The following is a 20,842-nucleotide window of genomic DNA, read 5'->3' as shown; positions in this document are numbered from 1 at the left end:
CTCCACCCGCATAGCGGGTGGTTTTTTGTTTCGCGCGTTTCACGCACTCAACTGGCTAAAGCCATAAAAAAAATAAAACCGAACAAGTCGGTTTTATCTCTAAGTACGTTCTATACTCGGTATTTAACAAAATGCTTACGCCAAGTGTCTGTTGCATGAATGCGATGCGATCACTTTTACCACAACGATCCTCATGACATTAATACAACAGAACCAATAGTGTAATCACTTCTTATGAAACTGCGTTCTCCATAGAAGGCAGCAAGATTTCAAATACTTGTCCATGTTGCAGAATTGTAATGTCTCTGCCTTTGTCTCTCATAACAACAACTTCTGGTTTAACGGACATACGCTCCAGATAATGTTCAGGCACGTCGCCAGAGTGGCTTACTGTGATGCCTTCTACTTCTTTTTCTTCATTTTCAGCCATTTCCTGTTCAACGATTTGTTCAAAGATATCGGAGAAGGCCTCAAAATTGTCAGTGTACACGGAAATGCATTTCATGATTATTCATCCTTTTCTGCTCATTAATTTATTTTTCGTTTTCGGGTGGTGACACGTTCCTTATCTTTCCTGATTTGGGACGTTTTCATACGTTTTTTTCCTTCCCTGCATATGTCCAGCAATGGACAGATATGACACGCAGGGTTCTGTGCCTTGCAATGGTAGCGTCCAAAAAATATAAACCGGTGGTGAGTTAAAGTCCACTCGTCCCGGGGTACGCGCTTCATTAGTTTCTTTTCGACTTCAAGTACGGAGTCATCCCAACCTGCAAGCGCCAGCCGCTTGGATACACGTTCAACATGAGTATCTACCGCAATTGCTGGTACTCCAAACGCATTGGAAACAACTACATTCGCGGTTTTCCGCCCGACACCTGGTAGCGTCACAAGCTGATCATGTTCCTGCGGTACATCACCGCCATACTGCTCTATTAAAATTCGGCACATGTTCTGAATATGCTTGGCCTTGTTCCGATACAAACCGATTCGCCGAATATCCTGTTCCAACTCTTCGAGAGGAACCTCCAGATAATCTGCTGGGCTTCTGTACTTCTGGAACAAATCTGCGGTTACCTTGTTAACCGTTTCATCGGTGCACTGGGCAGACAAAAGGACAGCTACCGTCAATTCAAATGCATTGCTGTGATTTAATTCGCAATGTGCATCAGGAAACATTGCTTCCATAGTTTCGAGTATATGTCTAACCGTCGCTGCATTCATGAAGAGCTACCTCCCACAAAATGACTCCACTCTACGGAGCCTTACTTCGAAGCTTCATCCGAGTACTTTGCGGGGACCTCAAAAAGCTTGCAAAAAAAACGTCTTGATGCGGGAAAGATCCCGTATCAAGACGGTCATTCTTTTGATCCTCGAAAAGAAACGATTACTGTTTTTGAATCTCCAGAATAACATTGTTCAGGAGATACAATACAATATTATCATTATCTCTGAGAGATTGCACGCTTAAAGTATTGTCACCCTGGTGAACAAATACACTTGATCCGAGTGCAAAACGATAGTTGGTGTCTGCTGTCGTTTCACGTTTAACCAAAATCTGGTTACCAACGCCATCATAAGACCAGAATTGTTTGCTCATGACAGTTAGTACTCTGAAGCGTGTGGAATTATCCGTATCTTTTGTCATTTCCACACGATCCCCGACCGTAAGACTCGTCAGTGAAGTTAATGTGGAGCCAGATTTTACGACTTTAACAGAACCGCTAACAGGCACGGTTTCAGTCTGGCCGTTAAACTGCTTGAGCGTCACGGATGAAGCATCCACCGCTGTAACTTCAGCCAGCGTACGCTTCACGACTTGAACCGCTTTTGGCGTAGCCCCTTCAAACGTTACATTAATCAGGTTGCCTGCTGTCAGTTGTGAAGGTGTGATCGTCTGACCACTCTCTCCTGTCAGTACCGCTTGATCCACGTAGAACTGACTTGTCAACAGATCGGATTTTACTCGAATACGACTATTTGCTTCCAAGGCAACCACTTCGAATTGAGCCACAGTGTTCAGTGCAACCTTCTGCACTACATCCTGATTTGCTCCAAGCGTTAGGGTCACTTTGTCACCAATCTTCAAATCTCCCAGACTTGCGCCCGATTTGTTATAGATCTCAACCGTAGGTAAGGTAGTGTAAGGCACTGTAATCGTCTGATTACCAGACAACAAACTGATTTTTCTGCCCGATGTGTCAATATTGCTGATCGTACCTTCGTACTTGTAAATCACTTTAACGGACAACGCACGTGTTCCCACATAGGTCAGATCCAATTTGCGACCATCATTTAAAATCGACTCCAGACCAGCGAGTGTAGGTTTGGTCGTATTGTAGTCCAGTTTGGTTTTTTCGTCCAATGTAAATACAAACGGTTTTTTGTTGTTGTCCAGTACGGTAAGTACCTTTGTTTTGCTGTTGTAAGATACAACCGTTACTCCGCTCATAGGTTCCATTTGACGTCCAATCACCTGAATACGTGTTACCTGATCGTCAGAGTTCAATGACAACTCCACCTGATCACCGTTCGTTGCATCTGTGATGAGATCATTGAGCGTCGCATCCTGAATACCATTAATAATAACTTCCGGCTTTTCAGTCAGCAGTTTCGCCTCAAGGGAACCCCCTTCACGTTTGAACGTTAACGTGGACTGGTTGCCACCGATCTCAACCAATGTTCCGCGCACAGATTGCTCCACACCTTGAGACAATGTGATAGTTTGCAAAACACTGTCCTTTACGGTGTATTTCACGGCACTGCCGGCTTTGAGATCAGCCACTGACATGATGCGGTTTTGATATGTGATAAGCAGATTGTCATTGTATGCAAACTGCTCTGTAGCACCCGCTGCATTGACAAGTTTGATCGTTTTTCCAGAAGTGGATACTTCAGCAATTACGCCATTGTCACTCTTGTTAACAATGCCGGATTTCACACGAATAGCGACTGTTTTTTTGTCAGCCGAGAACGTCTCACGCTGTACTTCAATGATGCTATCTGCCGTAATATCGGACAGCTTGATTGCATTACCATTCTGATCGATGAATGCAGTTGCCTCATCATAACTGTACGTTTCGTAATTCTCGCCCACAAAGATACCAATTTTATTACCAGACAATGAACGTGCAAATGTACCTTCAACACTTTCCACCTGCGGTGTAGCATCAACGACTTCCACATAGGAAGCCCCACCTGCCGAACCTACAACCATAACTTTCGTATATAGTTTCACATCTGTGGCGGAAGCACGAGTCTCACTGTCTTTCGTAAAGTAAGGCGTACTGCTGTTCACTGCGAAGTTAACGGCTTTGCCGTCCACAACCAGCGTGATCTGCCCATCTTTCAATCCTGTCACATAACCCGTGGATGTGTTCGGGTACGTTGTATCCGTTAACGATTCACCACGACTGAAGAAGGTAGCCAGTTGAGCACGGGTTACGGAACCGGTTGGATTGAATTTGTTGCCTTCCACACCTTTGGCCAGATCCAGGCTAACAGCCAGATTGACATAACCTTTACCGCTTTCGGAAATACTTGCATTATCAGCAAATCCGGTAGATTGATTATTTTGTGCCTTCGCTTCAGCTTCCTTGTCCAATGAACGGATTAACAATTTCGTAATCCATTCCCGTGAAGCCGGCTTTTGACCCCAGGAGGTCTTGGATACATCCACCGTTGATTCTTCCGTTTTGTCAATCAGTCCCAGTTGAAGTGCCAGCGCGACATATGGCTTGAAATAATTTCCCACTTCCATGTTTGTCGGTAATGCCGCAGCCGTGTCGGTTTTCAACTGGCCCTCTTGATTCATAAAACGGATTGCCATCGTTACAGCTTCTTGCTGTGTTACCGCGTCTCCTGGACGGAACAGGCCGTTGTTACCGAGAAGAATACCTTGATATGCCAGTTTGTACACATGTTTTTCAGCCCAGTATCCGACCTTGATGTCACTGAACAAACCAGTTGGTGCAGCCGTATTTGTTATTGCAGCAGTCTGATCCTGCCCCGTTTCTGTTGATTCTGCTGCCATGGCAGCTCCGCCGGCGCTAAGGGCCATCATGCCTGCAAGCACGGCTGATACTACTTTTTTAGAGTGTGATGTATGGTTATATTTAAAAGTCACCTATGATTCCCCTCTCTCATGTAAAACGACCCATATTCCGTGGATTCACGGTACAAGAGCATGCTGTACAGCCTATTCGGATCTTGTCATTGGATGTTCAAGATCCACATGGCCCATCAGACTCTCAATCTGCTGACCATCCACCAGTAAATCAAGTGATTTCACTTCATCAAACTGGAAGAACGTTTGTTTTAGAGCATCCAGCGCATAAGATTCTCCACCTGCTCCAAGACGTGCCGTATCTGGCATATGAATATCCAGCGTAAGAGCTCCATCCTTGAACTGAACAGACTTCAATTCAATTTCTTTAGACCACAGCGGAACAAGTTTAGCATCTTTGCTCTGTTGCAGTGATTCAAAGGCAGCTTTATATTTGGCATCATCCGATGCGTATGAAATCTCTGCCGAAGCTTTGTGCAACTCCAGTTCTTCTTCATCCGTATAGAATACAGTGATCGTTTTCTTTTCATTACTTTCGGAAGTTGCCGGCTTCTCCGTAGACGTTTCGCTTGGCGGAGTAGTTGTAGTCGTTTCCTCCGAACTGCCTTCCGTCGATTCTGTAGGTGTTGTGTTCTCTTCAGGATCAGCAGTTACCGGTTCGGTAATTGTTTCGCCTTCAACCTCGGTCACATTGTTTTCAGTTCCTGCGCCTTGCGTCTGATTCGGAGCAGCTGTTGGCTTGCTTCCACATCCAGCAGCAACTGCCATAACCGTTACCAGCAAGGCTGCAATCCATATTTTCTTGTTCATTCTAACTCCGCCTCCTCAACATAAGGGCTTGTCCCTTATTTAATTCCCAGATACTCCTTGATTCCTGCAACAATGCCTTTGGCAACACTGTTCTGGAAACTCTCAGTGAACAGGGCTGCTTCGTCGCTCTTATTGCTAAGGAATCCACCTTCCAGCAGAACTGCTGGCATTGTCGTTTCACGGGTCACATGGAGACTTGCCGTTTTCACTCCACGATCTTTCAGTCCGGAAGACTGCAAAAGATACTTGTGCATCACTGTAGCAAGTGCTTTGCTGTTGGAGCGTGTATAGAATGTCTCTACACCGTTCGCAGCAGTAGGGCCACTGTTAGCATGAATGGAGATGAAAATATCCGCTTTTATGTCTTGTGCAATCTTCACACGTTCTTTCAATGCCAAAAATGTATCATCGCTGCGCGTTAACACAACGTCAATTTTGGATTCTTTTTTCAACAAGGCTTCCACTTTCAGAGCCATTGCCAGATTGAAGTCTTTTTCGCGTTTACCAGTTACACCGATTGCCCCAGGATCCTGATCTCCGTGACCTGCATCGATAACGACAACTTTGTTGCCATTATTACCAACTGGAGGAGCAGGTGTACCACTTTGATTGTCGAGGTTAATCATGACCAGTCCGGAATCATTTTGCACACTGTACCCTTTTGAACTGGACAGATCGATCACAAAACGAATTGTAGATGGACTGTTGCTGTATAACGAGTAACGAATCTTAGACACATCCGGATAGCCGCTAACGACGAGTTGTCCATTCTGGTTGCTGTCTAGAGCCTGTCCTTCACTGAATGAATCAGCAAATGCGGTATTCGGCAAGTCTATAACGATTCGATCTGGTCCTGTCATCGTGAAGACGTTCGGCTTCGTACTTCCGCTTGTTGCGATCATGAGGCGGTTGTCGCTGAAGCTGATGCCGTTCACCAGTACAAGACCTTCCTGATCCGATCCCCCGCCATTATTGCCAGAGTTCGGAGGAGTGGTTGTCCCGTTTCCGGAACCTGAATTCTGGGTAACTAATGTTACCGTCTTCGTGGTGTTGTTCCAACCCACCTTAAGACCCATTTCCTCACCAATAAATCGGAGAGGCACGAGTGTAGTACCGTTTTTAACGAGTGGCGGGGCATCCAGGTTTACGTTACTGCCGTTCACCGTTGCCGTCTTCTGTCCAACAATCATCTGCATGGCAGTGTTGTCTTTGCTGATAGTCACCGTTTGCGTTTGCTGCTTCCACTCCACGCTATATCCAAGATTTTCGGACACAACCCGGATCGGAACCATCACCTTGCTGTTGATAATTTCCGCTTTTGTATCCGATGGCTGTACGATTTCTTTTCCGTCTAGGATAATTTTCGTGTCTGTTGCTGCGTGACTATAGCCCGGGAATACGAGCCCAAAGACAAATAACAGTACCAAAAAACCGAACTTCTTCATCCTTCACCCCTACCATTCTCATATTTTTTTGCCGCATGTTGTCATTTTCCAACTCCGACTGACCGCTTGGGCATTACCAGACACCTATTAGACGCCCCTCGCTCTCAAAAGTTGCGAATATATTCCAACATAACAGAAAAAAAACGTTGTCAGATCAAGCTTTTTTTACATTTTAATGCCTTCTTTTTTCCTTATTTATCAAATATACATCTCTAAACAACGTACTATCCTAACCTTCATATTTGCGCACAATTCAATTTACAGTCCCAAAAATTCAACGATTCCGTCCACAATCGCCTGTGCACATTTATTCTGATAATCCTCAGTAAGCATCAGCGCTTCATCCGTAGGATTACTAAGAAATCCTAGTTCAAGGAGGACTGCAGGCATAGTTGTTTCCCGGGTCACATGCAGACTTGCCGTTTTGACTCCCCGATCCTTGAGTCCTGTTACCGGCAACACATATTTGTGAAGAGTATCAGCCAATGTCTTGCTTTCTTTACGACTGTAGAGCGTTTCAATGCCGTTTGGTACCGGTGTAGTGAATTTGTTTCCATGAATGGATACAAAAACATCTGCCTGATTCAATTCAGCAATATCCACACGCTGTTTGAGCGAAAGTTCTGTATCATCCTGGCGTGTAATGACCGTTTGAATATTTGGGTATTGTTGAAGGACTGCCTGTACCTTAAGCCCTACAGCCAGATTGAAATCCTTCTCATAAGCTCCTGACAAACTCACTGCACCCGATTGACGACCACCATGTCCCGGATCAATGACCACAATCGTTTTACCATCATTGGTAGGTGCTGCCGGTTGGCTTGTCGGTTCTCCACTCGTGGCTGTCAGGTCAACGAGCAAGACATTGTTATCTCCAACAGACCATTTGGCTGTAGCCGTCTGATTCAGATCCAGAACGACACGCACGGTAGAAGGCGATTTACTGAACATGGCATACCGGACTTTGGAAACTATCGATGAATCCGTAACGAGAATCTGTCCACTGCCATCCGGATTAGATGCTTGTCCCTGAATGAATTCCTGAGAGAATGTCGCTGCAGGCAGATCAACAATAATACGGTCTGGCCCACTAATTCTGGATACTTTGGGGCTAATATTACCGTTTGTCACTACAATCAAGCGATCTCCGCTGAAGCTGATGCCTTGAAGTTCTGTCAGACCGTCCGGGACAGGCGTCTCGACGGGGTCACTGTCACCTTCCGTTCCAACTACTGGAGGAATACTAAATAGGCTTACTGTCTTGGTTCCATTGTCCCAACCAACACGCAGACCCATGCCTTCCCCGACAAAGCGTAACGGAACAAGCGTCGTTCCCTGTTTGATGAGTGGGGGCGAATCCAGATTCACCACGTTTCCATTCACTGTAGCTGCATCTTTACCAGCCGTCATTTGGATCATGCTGTTTCCTTTTTGAACCTGGACTGACTGAGTTTCCTTCTCCCACTTCACCTTATAACCCAGGTTCTCGGATACAATTCGAATTGGAACCATGACCGTTTTCCCGATATTCTCTGCAGGTGCACCCGTCTGCTGGTTAATGGTTACACCGTCGAGTACAATCGAGGGAGTGGTGTCTGCATGGGCCATGACTGGGAATAAACACAGGAACAGAAGAAAAACGACTGCTGCCGACCATTTTTTCATACCTCATCCACCATTCTTTTTGTCTTTTGAACATCCGACCTGATTCTCTGCAGCGTAACATCAAAGACGCTATGTAACCTTCCATAATCTACTAATCAGTTTATCAGATATTGTCCCTTCATCCGGTTACAACGTTGTCATATTCAGTCGGAAATAAGATTAAAAAGCAGATCACATTCAAGAACATAATCTCTTTTACATGAATGTATATGGATTCCGTATCCATGATGTCATAAATTGACGATATTCCATCTATTAATGCAACTTCAAAATATACATATATCGGAACAGGAAGTATTGCAAAAAAAATGATCCAGAGAACTGAAGATGACAGGGATTATTGAAGTATTCAGCCAAGAAGAATCAGGAGCTCTATGTATAGATGACTCATTAAGTTAATTTAGCTTCTGATATTAAAAAAAAGCTTCTGTCTCACCGATGGGAACAAGGTCCCTTTGGCGAGGCAGAAGCTTTCTGCTATGCAATACTTTAACGATTAACCGAACAGTTTTGCCGCGTGGCGTTGTTCGTAAGCAGCGATTTCATCATCATGTTGAAGAGTCAGACCGATATCGTCCAGTCCTTGCAACAGGAATTGACGACGATGCTCATCCAGATCAAAATCGATATGCAGTCCGTATGCATCAGTAATCGTTTTATTTTCCAGACTTACATTCATCTCATAGCCTTCATGAGTCGCTGTACGTTGGAACAAGTCTTCAACTTGCTCTTCTGACAGCTTGATTGGCAAGATTCCGTTCTTAAAGCAGTTATTATAGAAGATGTCTGCATAAGATGGAGCGATGACACAACGGAATCCATAGTCCAGAATCGCCCATGGCGCATGCTCACGGGAAGATCCACAGCCAAAGTTGGCACGTGAGATCAGGATGGATGCCCCTTCATAACGAGGTTTGTTCATTTCGAAGGAAGCAATATTGTTGCCCTCTTCATCAAAACGCCATTCATAGAACAAAAATTGTCCAAATCCGGTACGTTCAATCCGTTTCAGAAACTGTTTCGGAATGATTGCGTCTGTATCTACATTGACCCGGTCTACCGGTGCAACGATGCCTTGTAATGTTTTGAATTCTTCCATATTAAACGTTCTCCCTTCTGTCTGTCATAGATTAGATCGCTGCTTCTGTTTTGAAATTCCAATCCCGTACGTCTACAAAGTGACCCTTAACCGCTGCTGCTGCTGCCATTGCCGGAGATACCAGGTGCGTACGTCCTCCGCGTCCTTGGCGTCCTTCAAAGTTACGGTTGGACGTCGAAGCACAACGTTGTCCTGGCTTCAATACATCCGGGTTCATCGCCAGACACATACTGCATCCCGCATCACGCCATTCAAATCCGGCTTCCGTAAAGATTTTATCCAAACCTTCTTGTTCAGCCTGAATTTTAACACGTCCTGAGCCTGGTACAACAATTGCTGTAACCTGACTGGATACGGTGTGACCTTTAGCCACTTGTGCTGCTGCACGCAGATCTTCGATCCGTCCATTGGTGCAAGAACCGATAAATACATAATCAATTGGAATCTCGGCGATTGGTGTTCCCGGTTCAAGTCCCATATATTCAAGCGCTTTTTCAGCCGCTTTGCGTTCGTTTTCTGTAGGCAATTCAGCCGGAACAGGAACTTTCGAAGAAATGTCGGTTCCCATACCTGGGCTTGTTCCCCAAGTTACTTGCGGAATCAATGTCTCCACATCAATTTCAACCACATGGTCGAACTCGGCACCTTCATCTGTTACAAGTTGTTTCCAACCCTCTACAGCTTCATCAAACTTCGCATCCGCTGGTACGTACTCACGTCCACGCAGATATTCGAATGTTGTTTCATCCGGAGCGATCAATCCTGCTCTTGCTCCACCTTCGATGGACATGTTGCAGACCGTCATACGCTCTTCCATGCTCAACTCACGGATGGATTCGCCTGTGTACTCAATAACATAACCTGTTGCAAAGTCTGTACCGTATTTGGCGATGACAGCGAGGATCATATCTTTAGCGGTTACACCCCGGTTACGTTTGCCAACAAAACGAACTTCCATCGTTTTGGCTTTTGCTTGTTGCAAACATTGAGTTGCCATAACGTGCTCAACTTCACTTGTTCCGATTCCGAATGCCAGTGCGCCAAACGCACCGTGTGTGGACGTATGACTGTCACCACATACAATCGTTTTACCCGGGTGAGTCAGACCCAGTTCAGGTCCCATAACGTGTACAACGCCTTGATCAATCGTGTCCAGATCATACAATTTCACGCCGAAATCACGGCAGTTTTGCGAAAGTGTATCAATTTGTTGTTTGGAGATAGGATCTGTAATGTTGAAACGGTCTTTCGTTGGAACGTTGTGGTCCATTGTCGCAAATGTCAGTTCAGGGCGACGAACTTTACGTCCGCTCAGACGAAGACCTTCAAATGCCTGTGGAGAAGTTACTTCGTGCACCAGATGCAGATCGATATACAGAATGCTTGGTTTGCCTTCTTCTTGATGAATTACGTGATTTTCCCAAATTTTCTCAAACATCGTTTTTTTACTCATCATTTTCACCTCATTATAAGTTCGGTCCTTGGAAGAGCCTCTGTTTTCTTTAAAAAGTGAAGCTCTTGAATGACATAAATATATCACCCTGTCCTTCATTGTTCCAAGATATAATATCTATAGATGTAATAGGTTTAACCTATGATGAGAGAAAGACAAATAAACCACTGCTTATCACAGAGGTTTCAATTGATAACAATTATCATTATCAGATAAGTCTTATACTACGTTTCCGCTGCTTCGCTGTCAATGCTTTTTATCTATAACATAAAAAAACAGCCCTGAATCCAGAGCTGCTTTGCTAGTTTCTGTTATAAAATGAAAATTATCATATCGACGACTTCTATAGAGAGTACTTGTCCGACTACTGTATTACAAACCGTTATTCGCAATCACATCTTTGTACCAATAGAAACTCTTCTTGCGTTTTCTCTCCAGTGTTCCATTGCCGTCATTATCCTGATCTACATAAATAAAGCCATATCGTTTCTCCATCTCTGAAGAAGAATAACTAATCAGATCAATCACTCCCCAACTGGTATAGCCCAGCAGTTCAACACCGTCCAGAATCGCTTCATGCATCTGTTCAATGTGAGAGCGGAAATAATCAATACGATAATCATCCTGAATGCTACCATCAGCTTCAATCGTGTCTACCGCTCCAATCCCATTTTCAACGATAAACAAGGGCACCTCATAACGGCTATACAGTTCATTCAGTGAGATGCGCAGACCTACCGGGTCAATCTGCCAGCCCCAATCATTCGTTTGGAGATACGGGTTCTTCACCCCTCCAGTTGTATTGCCACTCACCTGCTCCAATCGGTCGCCATCCACACTGGATACCAGGGACATATAATAACTGAATGAGATAAAGTCCACAGTGTGTACTTTCAGAATCTCCTCATCCCCCGCAAGCATATCGAGGTTAATCCCTTTTTCGGCAAAAAATCTCTTCGTAAAGTATGGATACGCTCCCCGTACCTGTACGTCCGTAAACATAAGATTGAATTGATTATCCCGGGAAGCAACGAGTACGTCTTCGGGATTACATGTATGAGCGTATGTCGTCAGTTTGGTAAGCATACATCCAATCTGAGAGTCAGGAATGATCTCATGACAGTATTTCACTGCGAGCGCACTCGCTACAAATTGATGGTGCAACCCCTGATATACAGCCTTCTCCACATTTTCGAAACGCTCCGGAACAATACCACCACTCGTAAACGGATGACGAACAATGCTGTCAATTTCATTAAATGTAATCCAATACTTCACTTTGTCCTTATAACGGGTGAACACGGTTTTGCAAAAGTGAACAAAATACTCGACGACTTTCCGATCCGTCCATCCACCATGGTGATTCACCAGATACATCGGCATTTCATAATGCGATAACGTAATCAATGGTTCGATCCCTTGTTTCAGCATGCCATCAATAACACGGTCATAGAACTGTAAACCGGCTTCATTCGGCTCTGTTTCGTTGCCATTAGGGAAAATTCGGGTCCATGCAATGGATAGTCGCAACGTTTTGAGTCCCATCTCTCCAAACAGGGCGAGATCCTCCTCGTAACGATGGTAGAAATCAATGCCTCTGCGTTTCGGATATTCTCTATCCGAGGTAGACGTCATCGCAGCCTTGATCTGTTCTTCATTAATGGCATTATGTTTCTTATACTCACTCTTGGCTACACCTTTTCGATAGATAGCAATGTCGGCTGTAGATAGACCTTTGCCACCCACATTCCACGCTCCTTCTGCCTGATTGGCAGCTATTGCCCCTCCCCATAGAAAATCTTCTGGAAACGTTCTTGTTGTATTGGTCATTGTGTATTCCTCCTTGGATTATCTCTGTGACTCTTTCATTCTTGCTCAATTGCGACTCATGACCCGATTGATATGAATAATCAAATACATCATCTCTTCATTGGAGATCGTATGTTCAAACCGGGCTTCAATATAATCCTTGATTAGCAGTACGCAGGCTTCTTCCTGTGGATATTTGCTTGCGATCTGCTCAAAGAGCTCATGATCCTGTGTGTTTAAGGTTTTATGCTCAAAAAGCCGTTGAATGAAGAACTGCAGATGGGTCAAAAAGCGTGAATAGTTAATGCTGTGTGTATCCAGCTCCACTTGATAGTGAATTTTAATAATATTGAGTACATCCTTGACTGTATTGGTCATCATCATGACCTGATTCATATTGTCATCATTCTGCTGCGCATTAACGAGATGAAAGGCGATATTCGCCGCTTCCTCTTCGGGCAGGGAAAGACCAAGCTGTTTTTGAATGAGAGACAGGCCATGCAACCCGATGCTGAACTCCTGCGGGTAGAACTTTTTAACTTCCCACAGCATTCGGTTCTGGATCGTCATATTGTCCTTGAATCGCTTCATGGCCATATACAGGTGATCCGTTAATGCAACATAGAGATGATCACTCAGATGGCGGGACAATGTATGTTTGGCGTGAGAGATGATTTCATCAGCCAGAATCAGATATTCTTTTGGCGTTTCCTTCATCAGGGCGGTGAGATCCGAAGAGATCGTTTCATTTTCAAGGACATAGATCTTCTCGATCTCATCCTCCCCCACGGCATCTCCCGGTTTGCTCCTGTAGCCGATGCCCTTTCCCATCACAATAATTTCCTTATCATCCTCACTACGTCTGGCAAGAACAATGCTCGAATTCAGTATTTTTATGACTTCCATATCAGGCTGCCTGCCTTTCATTCATATTTCAGCTAGTTATAACACCGTAATTAATGGTTTCCCCGGTCCTGTTGTCGCCGCAGTTTCATTGCCCAGTATCTCCAGATAATCCGATGAATTGGTCACAATTACAGGGGTCGTAGTGTCATAACCTGCGGCTTGTATCGCTTCAAGATCAAATTCGATCAGGAGCTGACCATGAGAGATCTGTTCTCCTTCGTTCACTTTTACATCAAAATGCTGGCCTTTCAGTTTCACCGTATCCAATCCGACATGAATCAGAAGTTCTACCCCCTCTACCGATCTCAGACCGATGGAATGTTTGGTACGGAACACCGTCTCAACGGTACCATCAAACGGAGCAAACACCTTCCCAACACTTGGCTGAATGGCCATACCTTGTCCCATGGCTTCTTGCGAGAAGGCCTCATCCTTCACCTCTCTTAGAGGCAGAACTTTACCTTCCAATGGAGCAAACACCACTTTTTTGGACTTCATGCCGGAAGCCGAAGTTTGCGACTGAGAATCCATACGGACTGGAGAAACGGGCTCAGCAGATGGCTTACCCGCTTTACCAGACTCCGCACTTGCTGCTGTATCTTGAAACCCGATAAGGAACACGCCTACAAAGGCAATAACGGAAGAAATCGCAACCGTAATCAGGGCATATAAAATATTGTTGGGATCATCACTGACAAAGATCGGCAATGTGGCAAGACCAGGGCCAACTGCTGTATACGCCTTCAGATTGACGATTCCCGCGAACATGCCCGCCGCACCTGCGCCAATGAGGCATGCCAAAAATGTCTTTTTCAAACGGAGATGCACCCCGTAGATTGCTGGTTCAGTAATCCCGAACATACCGGAAATTCCGGCAGAAAGAGCGATCTGTTTCATTTTTGGGTCTTTCGATTTGAAAGCTACAGCGAGTGACCCTCCCCCTTGTGCCATATTGGCAGCAAGCATTGAAACGAGGAACAGCGTCTCGTAACCTGGTGAAGCAATTGCACCAAAGATCACAGGATAAAACACTTTGTGCATCCCAAACATCACGATAAATGGCATCAACATCGACATAATAACGACAGTTACCCAGCCGACTTTATCCTGTATCCAGAAGACAGCCTCCGACATTCCTGTTCCGATATATGTGCCTAATGGACCAAGTGCAATCAATGAAATGGGGGCAACGATCAGGATAACAATGAGCGGCTTCAAAAATATTTTCACAGGACCGGGTGATACTTTATCAGCGAAGCGTTCAATATACGACATAAACCAAACGGTCAAAATAATTGGGATAACGGAAGTGGCATAAGCCACATTTGGTACATTCATACCAAGGAAATACACCGGTTCCTCTCCACCCAGAAGACCAATCATGTTTGGATGAAGCAAAACGCCTCCCAGTAATACGGCTATATATGGATTGGCCTTGAACTTGTTTGCACTTGAGAAGGCAAGCAGCATAGGCAGGAAATAAAAGCCTGCATCCGCGATCGCGTTCAAAAATACGTAAGCCTGATCTTCCTTTGCCATAATCCCGAAAACGGTAGCCAGCAACAGCAGAGCTTTGAGCATCCCAGAAGCTGCGATAGCCGGAATAATCGGTTGGAAGATGCCTGCGACGATATTGGCAAAGGCATTAAACAGAGCCTTGGGACTGTAATCCCGCTGAGGCTTAACCTCATCACTGGCCGTTTCCGTGCTTATTAACGGAGCCAGTTCGTTATATACATAACTTACATCATTACCAATGATGACCTGATATTGCCCGCCACTATCCACGGCTCCTATAACTCCATCCAACCGTTTGATCTCTTCTGTATTGGCAAGCTTTGAATTCTTAAGTGTAAAACGTAATCTTGTTGAACAATGAATTACTTGATTGATGTTATTATTTCCACCTACATGCTCCAAAATTTCCTGAGCCAACTTTTTGGAATTCATAACGACACCTCCGCCATTTCTTCTTGATGGGAACAAAAAAAGACCTAAAAAGGGTAGGAAAAAGAAACTCTTCCCACCCAATCTAGGTCTTGCCTGCCGAACAGTAACACGCCATCGTTGGATGAATGTTATTCAATTATGTGAACGAAAAAGAATATGAACATTTGAAATGTATTCTTACTAAAGCTTGAAGCTGTCACAATATGAAAACGTTGATTTTGTTTTACCCGGGTAAGTGGTTCTTATTAAGCGTTTTCAAAATCAGTATATCAACTCTTCTGATGGAGTGCAAGCGGTTAAGCGAAATTAATGATTTCTTCATCTGTAATGATATAATGGTGGCATAAAGAAAGGAATGACCAATGACGATGGAATTCAGACAACTTCAATATACGCTGCAAATTGCGGCCGAACGCAATTTCTCCCGGGCAGCCGAGAAGCTGCATATTGCCCAGCCTTCATTAAGCCAGCAATTATCCAAATTGGAAAAAGAATTGGGTGTACTCCTTTTTCAGCGTAATACAAGTACCGTGGAGTTAACCCATGCCGGTGTTACGTTTGTCGAGCAAGCCCAAAAGATCGTAGATGCCGTAGAGCTATTGCGTCAGGAAATGTCAGACATCTCCCAGCTGCGCAAAGGTAAAGTCGTTGTGGGCAGCATGCCGATCACTGGCTCACACTTGCTCCCACACGTGCTTCCAGCGTTCCAACAAGCTTATCCCGAGATTGAGGTTACCTTGTTGGAAGACTCCGGGCTTACGCTTGAGAAATTGACAGCAAGCGGCAAAGCAGATCTCAGTCTGTTATCTCTTCCTTTACAAGAGCCAAGTCTCGCCTACGTTGCCATTGGAGAGGAAAAGATTGATCTGGCAGTTCCCCCGAATCACCCTTTGGCAAGCAGGGCAGATCCGGAGCATCCGCTTCCTGTGCGAATTGAAGAGCTTCGGGATGAACCCTTTGTTGTATTGAAAAAAGGACAGGGCTTCCGCAAACTTACATTTGATCTCTGTGAGCAGGCTGGTTTTGATCCCCAAGTTGTGTTTGAAAGCACCAATATTGAAACTGTTCAGTCACTGGTCGCCACTGGTATGGGCATTACACTGGTTCCACGCTTTATCGCCCGTGCGCCGCGCAGTGAGTTCGTGCCTGTGTATGTGCCACTTGCTGAGCCTACTCCCAGCAGAACACTAGTTGTGGCTTATCGTCAAGGAAGAGTACTGTCGAAAGCAGCCGAGGCATTCATCCATACGTTTCAACAAACCGTGGCCGAACTGTCAAAGGGAGACTAATAAATTTCTCCTATGGGTATGGGGACATTTCATACTGAACCAAAACAAAAGCTTGACCCTTATGGGCCAAGCCTTTGTCATATACTCGTTTCCCGCATCCGCAGGATAGAGTTCTTACATTGCAATCATAGTAACTGGTTCCAGTACAATGTTGCTTGTTAAGTTGTTAGCTACAATGCTAATTTATAATGTTAACGTAGAAACGTACATAAGAAAACTTCATGTTTGGCGGTTTATTTACGCAAATTACGATCGCTTGTCAGCCTGTTTTGCTGATTCATTACACGGCCTTCGTCCTGAACAGTTGAATCAGGGGGTGATAGCCCTCCTGCTCCATTCTCTAAGAATGCCCTTAAGTGATCTTCCCTTGTGTTATCCTGTTCCAGTCTCCTGAGCGTATCTTTCACATGGTTGTCCATTGATTGATCATCCTCCTTGGTGACGGGATAGTTATCATTACCCGCGTCCTGGAAGAATAAACACTTTTTCTGAAGAATTTTATTTCAATTTTTATTTTTCGCCAAAATAAACGCCAGGTCGACGGTCCTCAAATACGGGAATACGTCCGCGAACCTCATCTACCAGAGATGGACGAATAATTCCGGTCACGATCTCTTCCCCTTCGCCACCTTCAGCCACAATCTCACCCCAAGGATCAATGATGAGAGAATGTCCGAAAAATTCGGTCTCTCCCCCTTTACCTACACGGTTACAGGCGATCACATACATCTGATTCTCAATGGCTCGTGCCGTAAGTAACGTACGCCAGTGGTGCAGACGAGGGTTCGGCCATTCGGCCGGTACAATCAATGCCTTGGCACCATTTAAAGCAAGGGTGCGGGCAAGTTCCGGAAACCGGATGTCGTAACAGATCGAAGCACCTGCTGTAAGACCATTCTGTAATTCAAAGATTTCAGGCTCCGCACCAGGCTGTAAATATTTCTCCTCGTCCATCAGACGGAACAAATGTAATTTATCGTATCGTGTTACCTGTTTTCCTTCACGATCATAAGCGTACATTGTATTGTATATTTGACCATCCCGTTTCTCAGCAATTGAACCGCCAACGATGGATATTTGATGTTTTTGAGCAAAAGCAGACAGCCATTCCCGAGATTTCTGGCCTTCCGGGTCAGCGAGTTCATGAATTTGAGCTAAAGCGTATCCGGTATTCCACATCTCAGGTAACACAGCCAGCCCCAGATCCGGATATTGTTCTACCGCACGCTCAAGCAATGTCTGCATATGTTTATGATTGGCCTCAGGGTCTCCGAGCTGAATATCGCCCTGAATCAGGGCTACACGCATTTCTCCCTGTTGTTTTTCTGTCATGACAAGCACTCCTCTGAACCGTAATACCTGCTATCATAGCTTGATCCTCTTGAGGACTGCAAGCCTGTTTTTGTTATGAACTTGCACACAACAACTCAGGGAGCAGGGTCAGCAATCGATCACTCGTGACCGCATCCCCCGCATTCCAAGTTGACTCCTCCACAGGGTATACCCGCCCATTCTGTACAGCCGGAAGGGCCTGCCAACTGGGACTCTTCATCAGCATATCTGTAGCCTGTCTTGCCACAACTTCCTCAGGCAGCATAACAAATACATGATCTCCCGCATACTGACGTACCGCTTCAGCCGAAATTTCCTTATAGGCTCTGCCTGCCGCAAGTGCTTCCTTCACTTTAGTAACTGGCCTGAATCCCATCGGATGATATAACAATGGCGCCAAACCGATATTGCCCATAACAAATAATCGTGCACCACGATGGTATGTAAATACGGAAGCAGTTTCCCCCTTCTCAATCACAGTATGGATCTTCGCCCACATCTGCTCAGTACGCTCCGCATAGGAGGTTAACCATTGTTCAGCCTGAGGTTGTCTGCCAAACCAGCTGCCCAATCTGCACATTCGTTCTTCCAACGTGGCATGTGAATTGTAAGCAAGCGTAGGTGCAATGCGGTAAAGTTGTTCATACTGCTGTTCATTGCTGCTATCAAAAATAATCAAATCCGGCTTCATGTTAACAGCTGCTTCCACATTAACCGGAGCAACCGCGTCATATGTCTGATCTCCCAGCAACTGAATGCCCAGCATCAGCAGATCCCCAGCGGAATCTCCGTAATACATAATTCGCTCCGGGTTAACTGGAATATTCACATCATGACCCAACCAATCTTGTACCAACGTCTGCTGTTGAATAGATCTGTCATATTGACGAGGAGATAATCCGGTCATTTGGCGAAAACGCCTGCTGAAATAATACTCATCCTTAAATCCCACGCGGCTCGCTATATCCCGAAGCGGTTCATCCGATTTGCGAAGCCATTCCTTGGCATGTTTAATGCGTACATGATTCACATAATCAAGCGGCTTATGTCCCGTGAGTTGTCTGAACAGGGTCGTAAACTGCACAGGTCTGATCTCCGCAAGGCGTGCCAGTTTCTGTACAGTGATTTCTTCAGCATAATGGTCGTCAACATACTGAATCGTACTGTGTAGTCTTGCTTCCATACTCTGTTCCGTCTTGGGAGAAGTGTACCGGGTAATGATCATCTCCATCCATTTTTGGAACTGTGCATTCAAATGACTGTACTCGGCATCTGTTTTATAATTCCGAATGACATACATTTGCTCAAGTAGCCCACTTAACGGAGCATAGGGAAAACCATTCAATTGGTTTCTGTGCTCAAATACAGGGCGGGTAAAGAGCTCAGGATCACCCGTCAGCACATGAATAACATCAAAAGCCATTACGATATATTTCAATTCCGAGTTATTACGATGTTCAATCTGGTACCCCTCTCCCGGAGAAAGCGGATAGACACATCCCGTAGTAAACGGAAACTGTTCATGTCCAATATATAAACGCCCATCTCCTTCTTCGCAGATCAGGAAGGCATGTTTCTCGCAAGCAACTTCCAGCATCACCTGTTCAGGTGGTTCAATTCGTCGTACCAGATGATCCAGCCGAAACATGAATGCTGAAAAGAACAACGCTCCCCCATCGGCATCCAAAGCCTGCATGTCGGTTCACCTCGTTTTTCTAAAATGAGAATAATTATCAATCATTCTTTATGGTCTGATTATAAGCGAGGGATTGTCAATAATCCAGATATGACTTTAATCAGCAAAAAAGAGCGCTCAACGAAAGGTTGAAGGCTCCTTTTACTTTTTAAATCTGCATTACTCAAAGGTGTTACTGCTGCCTCACTAGCTCGTCACCATTATTGAATCATCTGTTTTGGCAGCTCTTGTAACAGCCACTCCCTGGAAAGAGCATCACTAGAAGCTTTTACGATATTAAAACGATATACTTTTCCTTCTTTCACCGCAGGCAGGTTCTTCCAGATTGTACTATCCAGCAATTCCTTGGTGGATTGCTTCGCATCGTCAGTCACAGGATCCAGAATAAATATTCGATCACCGGCAAATTCAGATAATTTTTCAGTCGAAATCTCTACAAATCCCATGTCTTCATCCAATACTTTCTGGATTTCCGCGGTTGGCTTCAGCCCGTCTTTTCCGTATAACAACTGTGGCAATCCTGCACCCGCCATGACAAACAGACGATTCCCGGGATACATGGTGAATACCGAAGCGGTCTCCCCTTCTTTCAATCCGTTCTCATGAAGTTGCGTCCACATCTCTTCAGTCGCTTTTTGATGAGCCGTAATCCAGTCCTCCGCTTCTTGCTTCTTATTCAACAAATCGCCAAGGATACGCATGCGATCTTCTATTAAACCGAACGAATCAAATGTAACCGTGGGTGCAACCTTCGCGATCTGATCGTATTGTGCCTCATCACTGTTCGAGAAAATGATCAGATCGGGATTCAAGGCTAGCGCCTTTTCCACACTGATCGGAAACCCTATATCCTCTGCCTGAGCAACCTGATCATCGTATACGGTTCCCTCTTGACGCAGTATACCTACAGGAACAACACCAAGGGCAAGCAGATCCCCGGTAACTTCTCCATGATAGATGACTCGCTTCGGATTTACAGGGACCTCAACCTCATGACCGGTCCAATCTTTGAATATCCGGGTCTCGCCTTCATTCGTTTCTTCCATTGCAGTCGTGGTCTCTGTCGTTTCTGTGGCTGCTTTGGAATCATCTGCGCCAGCAGCAGGTTTTGCAGCCTGATTTCCACAAGCCAGCAGCAGAATGGATAACCACGTAACCGTAAATAATACTGCCGTATTTCGAATGCCCTTTTTCATTTCTATTTCTCCCCCTATATCATGTGCGTTGTGCAATAAGTTAATGATATTGATTATCATTATCGGATATTATCATAAAACAAGGTATCTCTCATCTCAATGGACAAAACTAAATGAGCACTTTCC

The 20,842-nt window shown here is 45.0% G+C and carries 16 protein-coding genes; 1 reads left to right on the top strand and 15 read right to left on the bottom strand.

The window, feature by feature from the left end; all coding sequences use genetic code 11:
* Positions 1-232: 232 nt before the first annotated feature.
* The 11 genes from D829_RS0105145 to D829_RS0105095 form a co-directional block, all read right to left on the bottom strand.
* The gene (locus D829_RS0105145) at positions 233-505 is read right to left on the bottom strand and encodes a hypothetical protein (RefSeq protein WP_017687779.1); all 273 of its coding nucleotides are present in this window, start codon (positions 503-505) and stop codon (positions 233-235) included.
* 23 nt (positions 506-528) lie between these two features.
* Complete coding sequence (gene nth, locus D829_RS0105140; RefSeq protein ID WP_017687778.1) at positions 529-1,224, bottom strand: endonuclease III; 696 nt, start codon at positions 1,222-1,224, stop codon at positions 529-531.
* A gap of 163 nt (positions 1,225-1,387) precedes the next feature.
* A complete protein-coding gene (locus D829_RS0105135; RefSeq protein WP_017687777.1) occupies positions 1,388-4,126 on the bottom strand; it encodes an S-layer homology domain-containing protein in 2,739 nt (912 codons plus the stop codon).
* 72 nt (positions 4,127-4,198) lie between these two features.
* A complete protein-coding gene (locus D829_RS0105130) occupies positions 4,199-4,876 on the bottom strand; it encodes a GerMN domain-containing protein (RefSeq protein ID WP_017687776.1) in 678 nt (225 codons plus the stop codon).
* A 35-nt stretch (positions 4,877-4,911) separates the two neighbouring features.
* Positions 4,912-6,321 (bottom strand): N-acetylmuramoyl-L-alanine amidase family protein, encoded by a 1,410-nt coding sequence (locus D829_RS0105125; RefSeq protein WP_017687775.1) that lies wholly within the window; start codon positions 6,319-6,321, stop codon positions 4,912-4,914.
* 258 nt (positions 6,322-6,579) lie between these two features.
* Entirely contained in the window at positions 6,580-7,986 is a 1,407-nt protein-coding gene (locus D829_RS0105120) for an N-acetylmuramoyl-L-alanine amidase family protein (protein ID WP_017687774.1), read from the bottom strand.
* Between the two features lie 496 nt (positions 7,987-8,482).
* The gene (gene leuD / locus D829_RS0105115; protein ID WP_017687773.1) at positions 8,483-9,085 is read right to left on the bottom strand and encodes a 3-isopropylmalate dehydratase small subunit; all 603 of its coding nucleotides are present in this window, start codon (positions 9,083-9,085) and stop codon (positions 8,483-8,485) included.
* A gap of 31 nt (positions 9,086-9,116) precedes the next feature.
* Entirely contained in the window at positions 9,117-10,538 is a 1,422-nt protein-coding gene (gene leuC, locus D829_RS0105110; RefSeq protein WP_017687772.1) for a 3-isopropylmalate dehydratase large subunit, read from the bottom strand.
* A gap of 372 nt (positions 10,539-10,910) precedes the next feature.
* On the bottom strand, positions 10,911-12,368 hold the full coding sequence (locus tag D829_RS0105105; protein WP_017687771.1) for a glycoside hydrolase family 1 protein: 1,458 nt from the start codon (positions 12,366-12,368) through the stop codon (positions 10,911-10,913).
* Between the two features lie 45 nt (positions 12,369-12,413).
* Complete coding sequence (locus D829_RS0105100) at positions 12,414-13,253, bottom strand: PRD domain-containing protein (protein WP_017687770.1); 840 nt, start codon at positions 13,251-13,253, stop codon at positions 12,414-12,416.
* 36 nt (positions 13,254-13,289) lie between these two features.
* Positions 13,290-15,203, bottom strand: coding sequence for a beta-glucoside-specific PTS transporter subunit IIABC (locus D829_RS0105095; RefSeq protein ID WP_017687769.1), 1,914 nt, complete (start codon positions 15,201-15,203; stop codon positions 13,290-13,292).
* A 368-nt stretch (positions 15,204-15,571) separates the two neighbouring features.
* On the opposite strand from D829_RS0105095, the gene D829_RS0105090 reads away from it, so the two are divergent.
* A complete protein-coding gene (locus D829_RS0105090; RefSeq protein WP_026081007.1) occupies positions 15,572-16,492 on the top strand; it encodes a LysR family transcriptional regulator in 921 nt (306 codons plus the stop codon).
* A 233-nt stretch (positions 16,493-16,725) separates the two neighbouring features.
* Here the strand turns inward: D829_RS0105090 and D829_RS0105085 are convergent, their stop codons facing one another.
* The 4 genes from D829_RS0105085 to D829_RS0105070 form a co-directional block, all read right to left on the bottom strand.
* Positions 16,726-16,911, bottom strand: coding sequence for a hypothetical protein (locus D829_RS0105085; RefSeq protein ID WP_017687767.1), 186 nt, complete (start codon positions 16,909-16,911; stop codon positions 16,726-16,728).
* 91 nt (positions 16,912-17,002) lie between these two features.
* A complete protein-coding gene (locus D829_RS0105080) occupies positions 17,003-17,824 on the bottom strand; it encodes a carbon-nitrogen family hydrolase (RefSeq protein WP_017687766.1) in 822 nt (273 codons plus the stop codon).
* 73 nt (positions 17,825-17,897) lie between these two features.
* Complete coding sequence (locus D829_RS30420; protein WP_017687765.1) at positions 17,898-19,520, bottom strand: AraC family transcriptional regulator; 1,623 nt, start codon at positions 19,518-19,520, stop codon at positions 17,898-17,900.
* Between the two features lie 200 nt (positions 19,521-19,720).
* Positions 19,721-20,716: an ABC transporter substrate-binding protein gene (locus D829_RS0105070; protein WP_017687764.1), complete on the bottom strand. Its 996-nt coding sequence runs from the start codon at positions 20,714-20,716 to the stop codon at positions 19,721-19,723.
* Positions 20,717-20,842 lie beyond the last annotated feature (126 nt).

The organism is Paenibacillus sp. PAMC 26794 (genome assembly GCF_000316035.1).
In the GTDB taxonomy this organism is placed as follows: domain Bacteria; phylum Bacillota; class Bacilli; order Paenibacillales; family Paenibacillaceae; genus Paenibacillus.
This window is presented reverse-complemented; position numbering and strand designations above follow the sequence as displayed.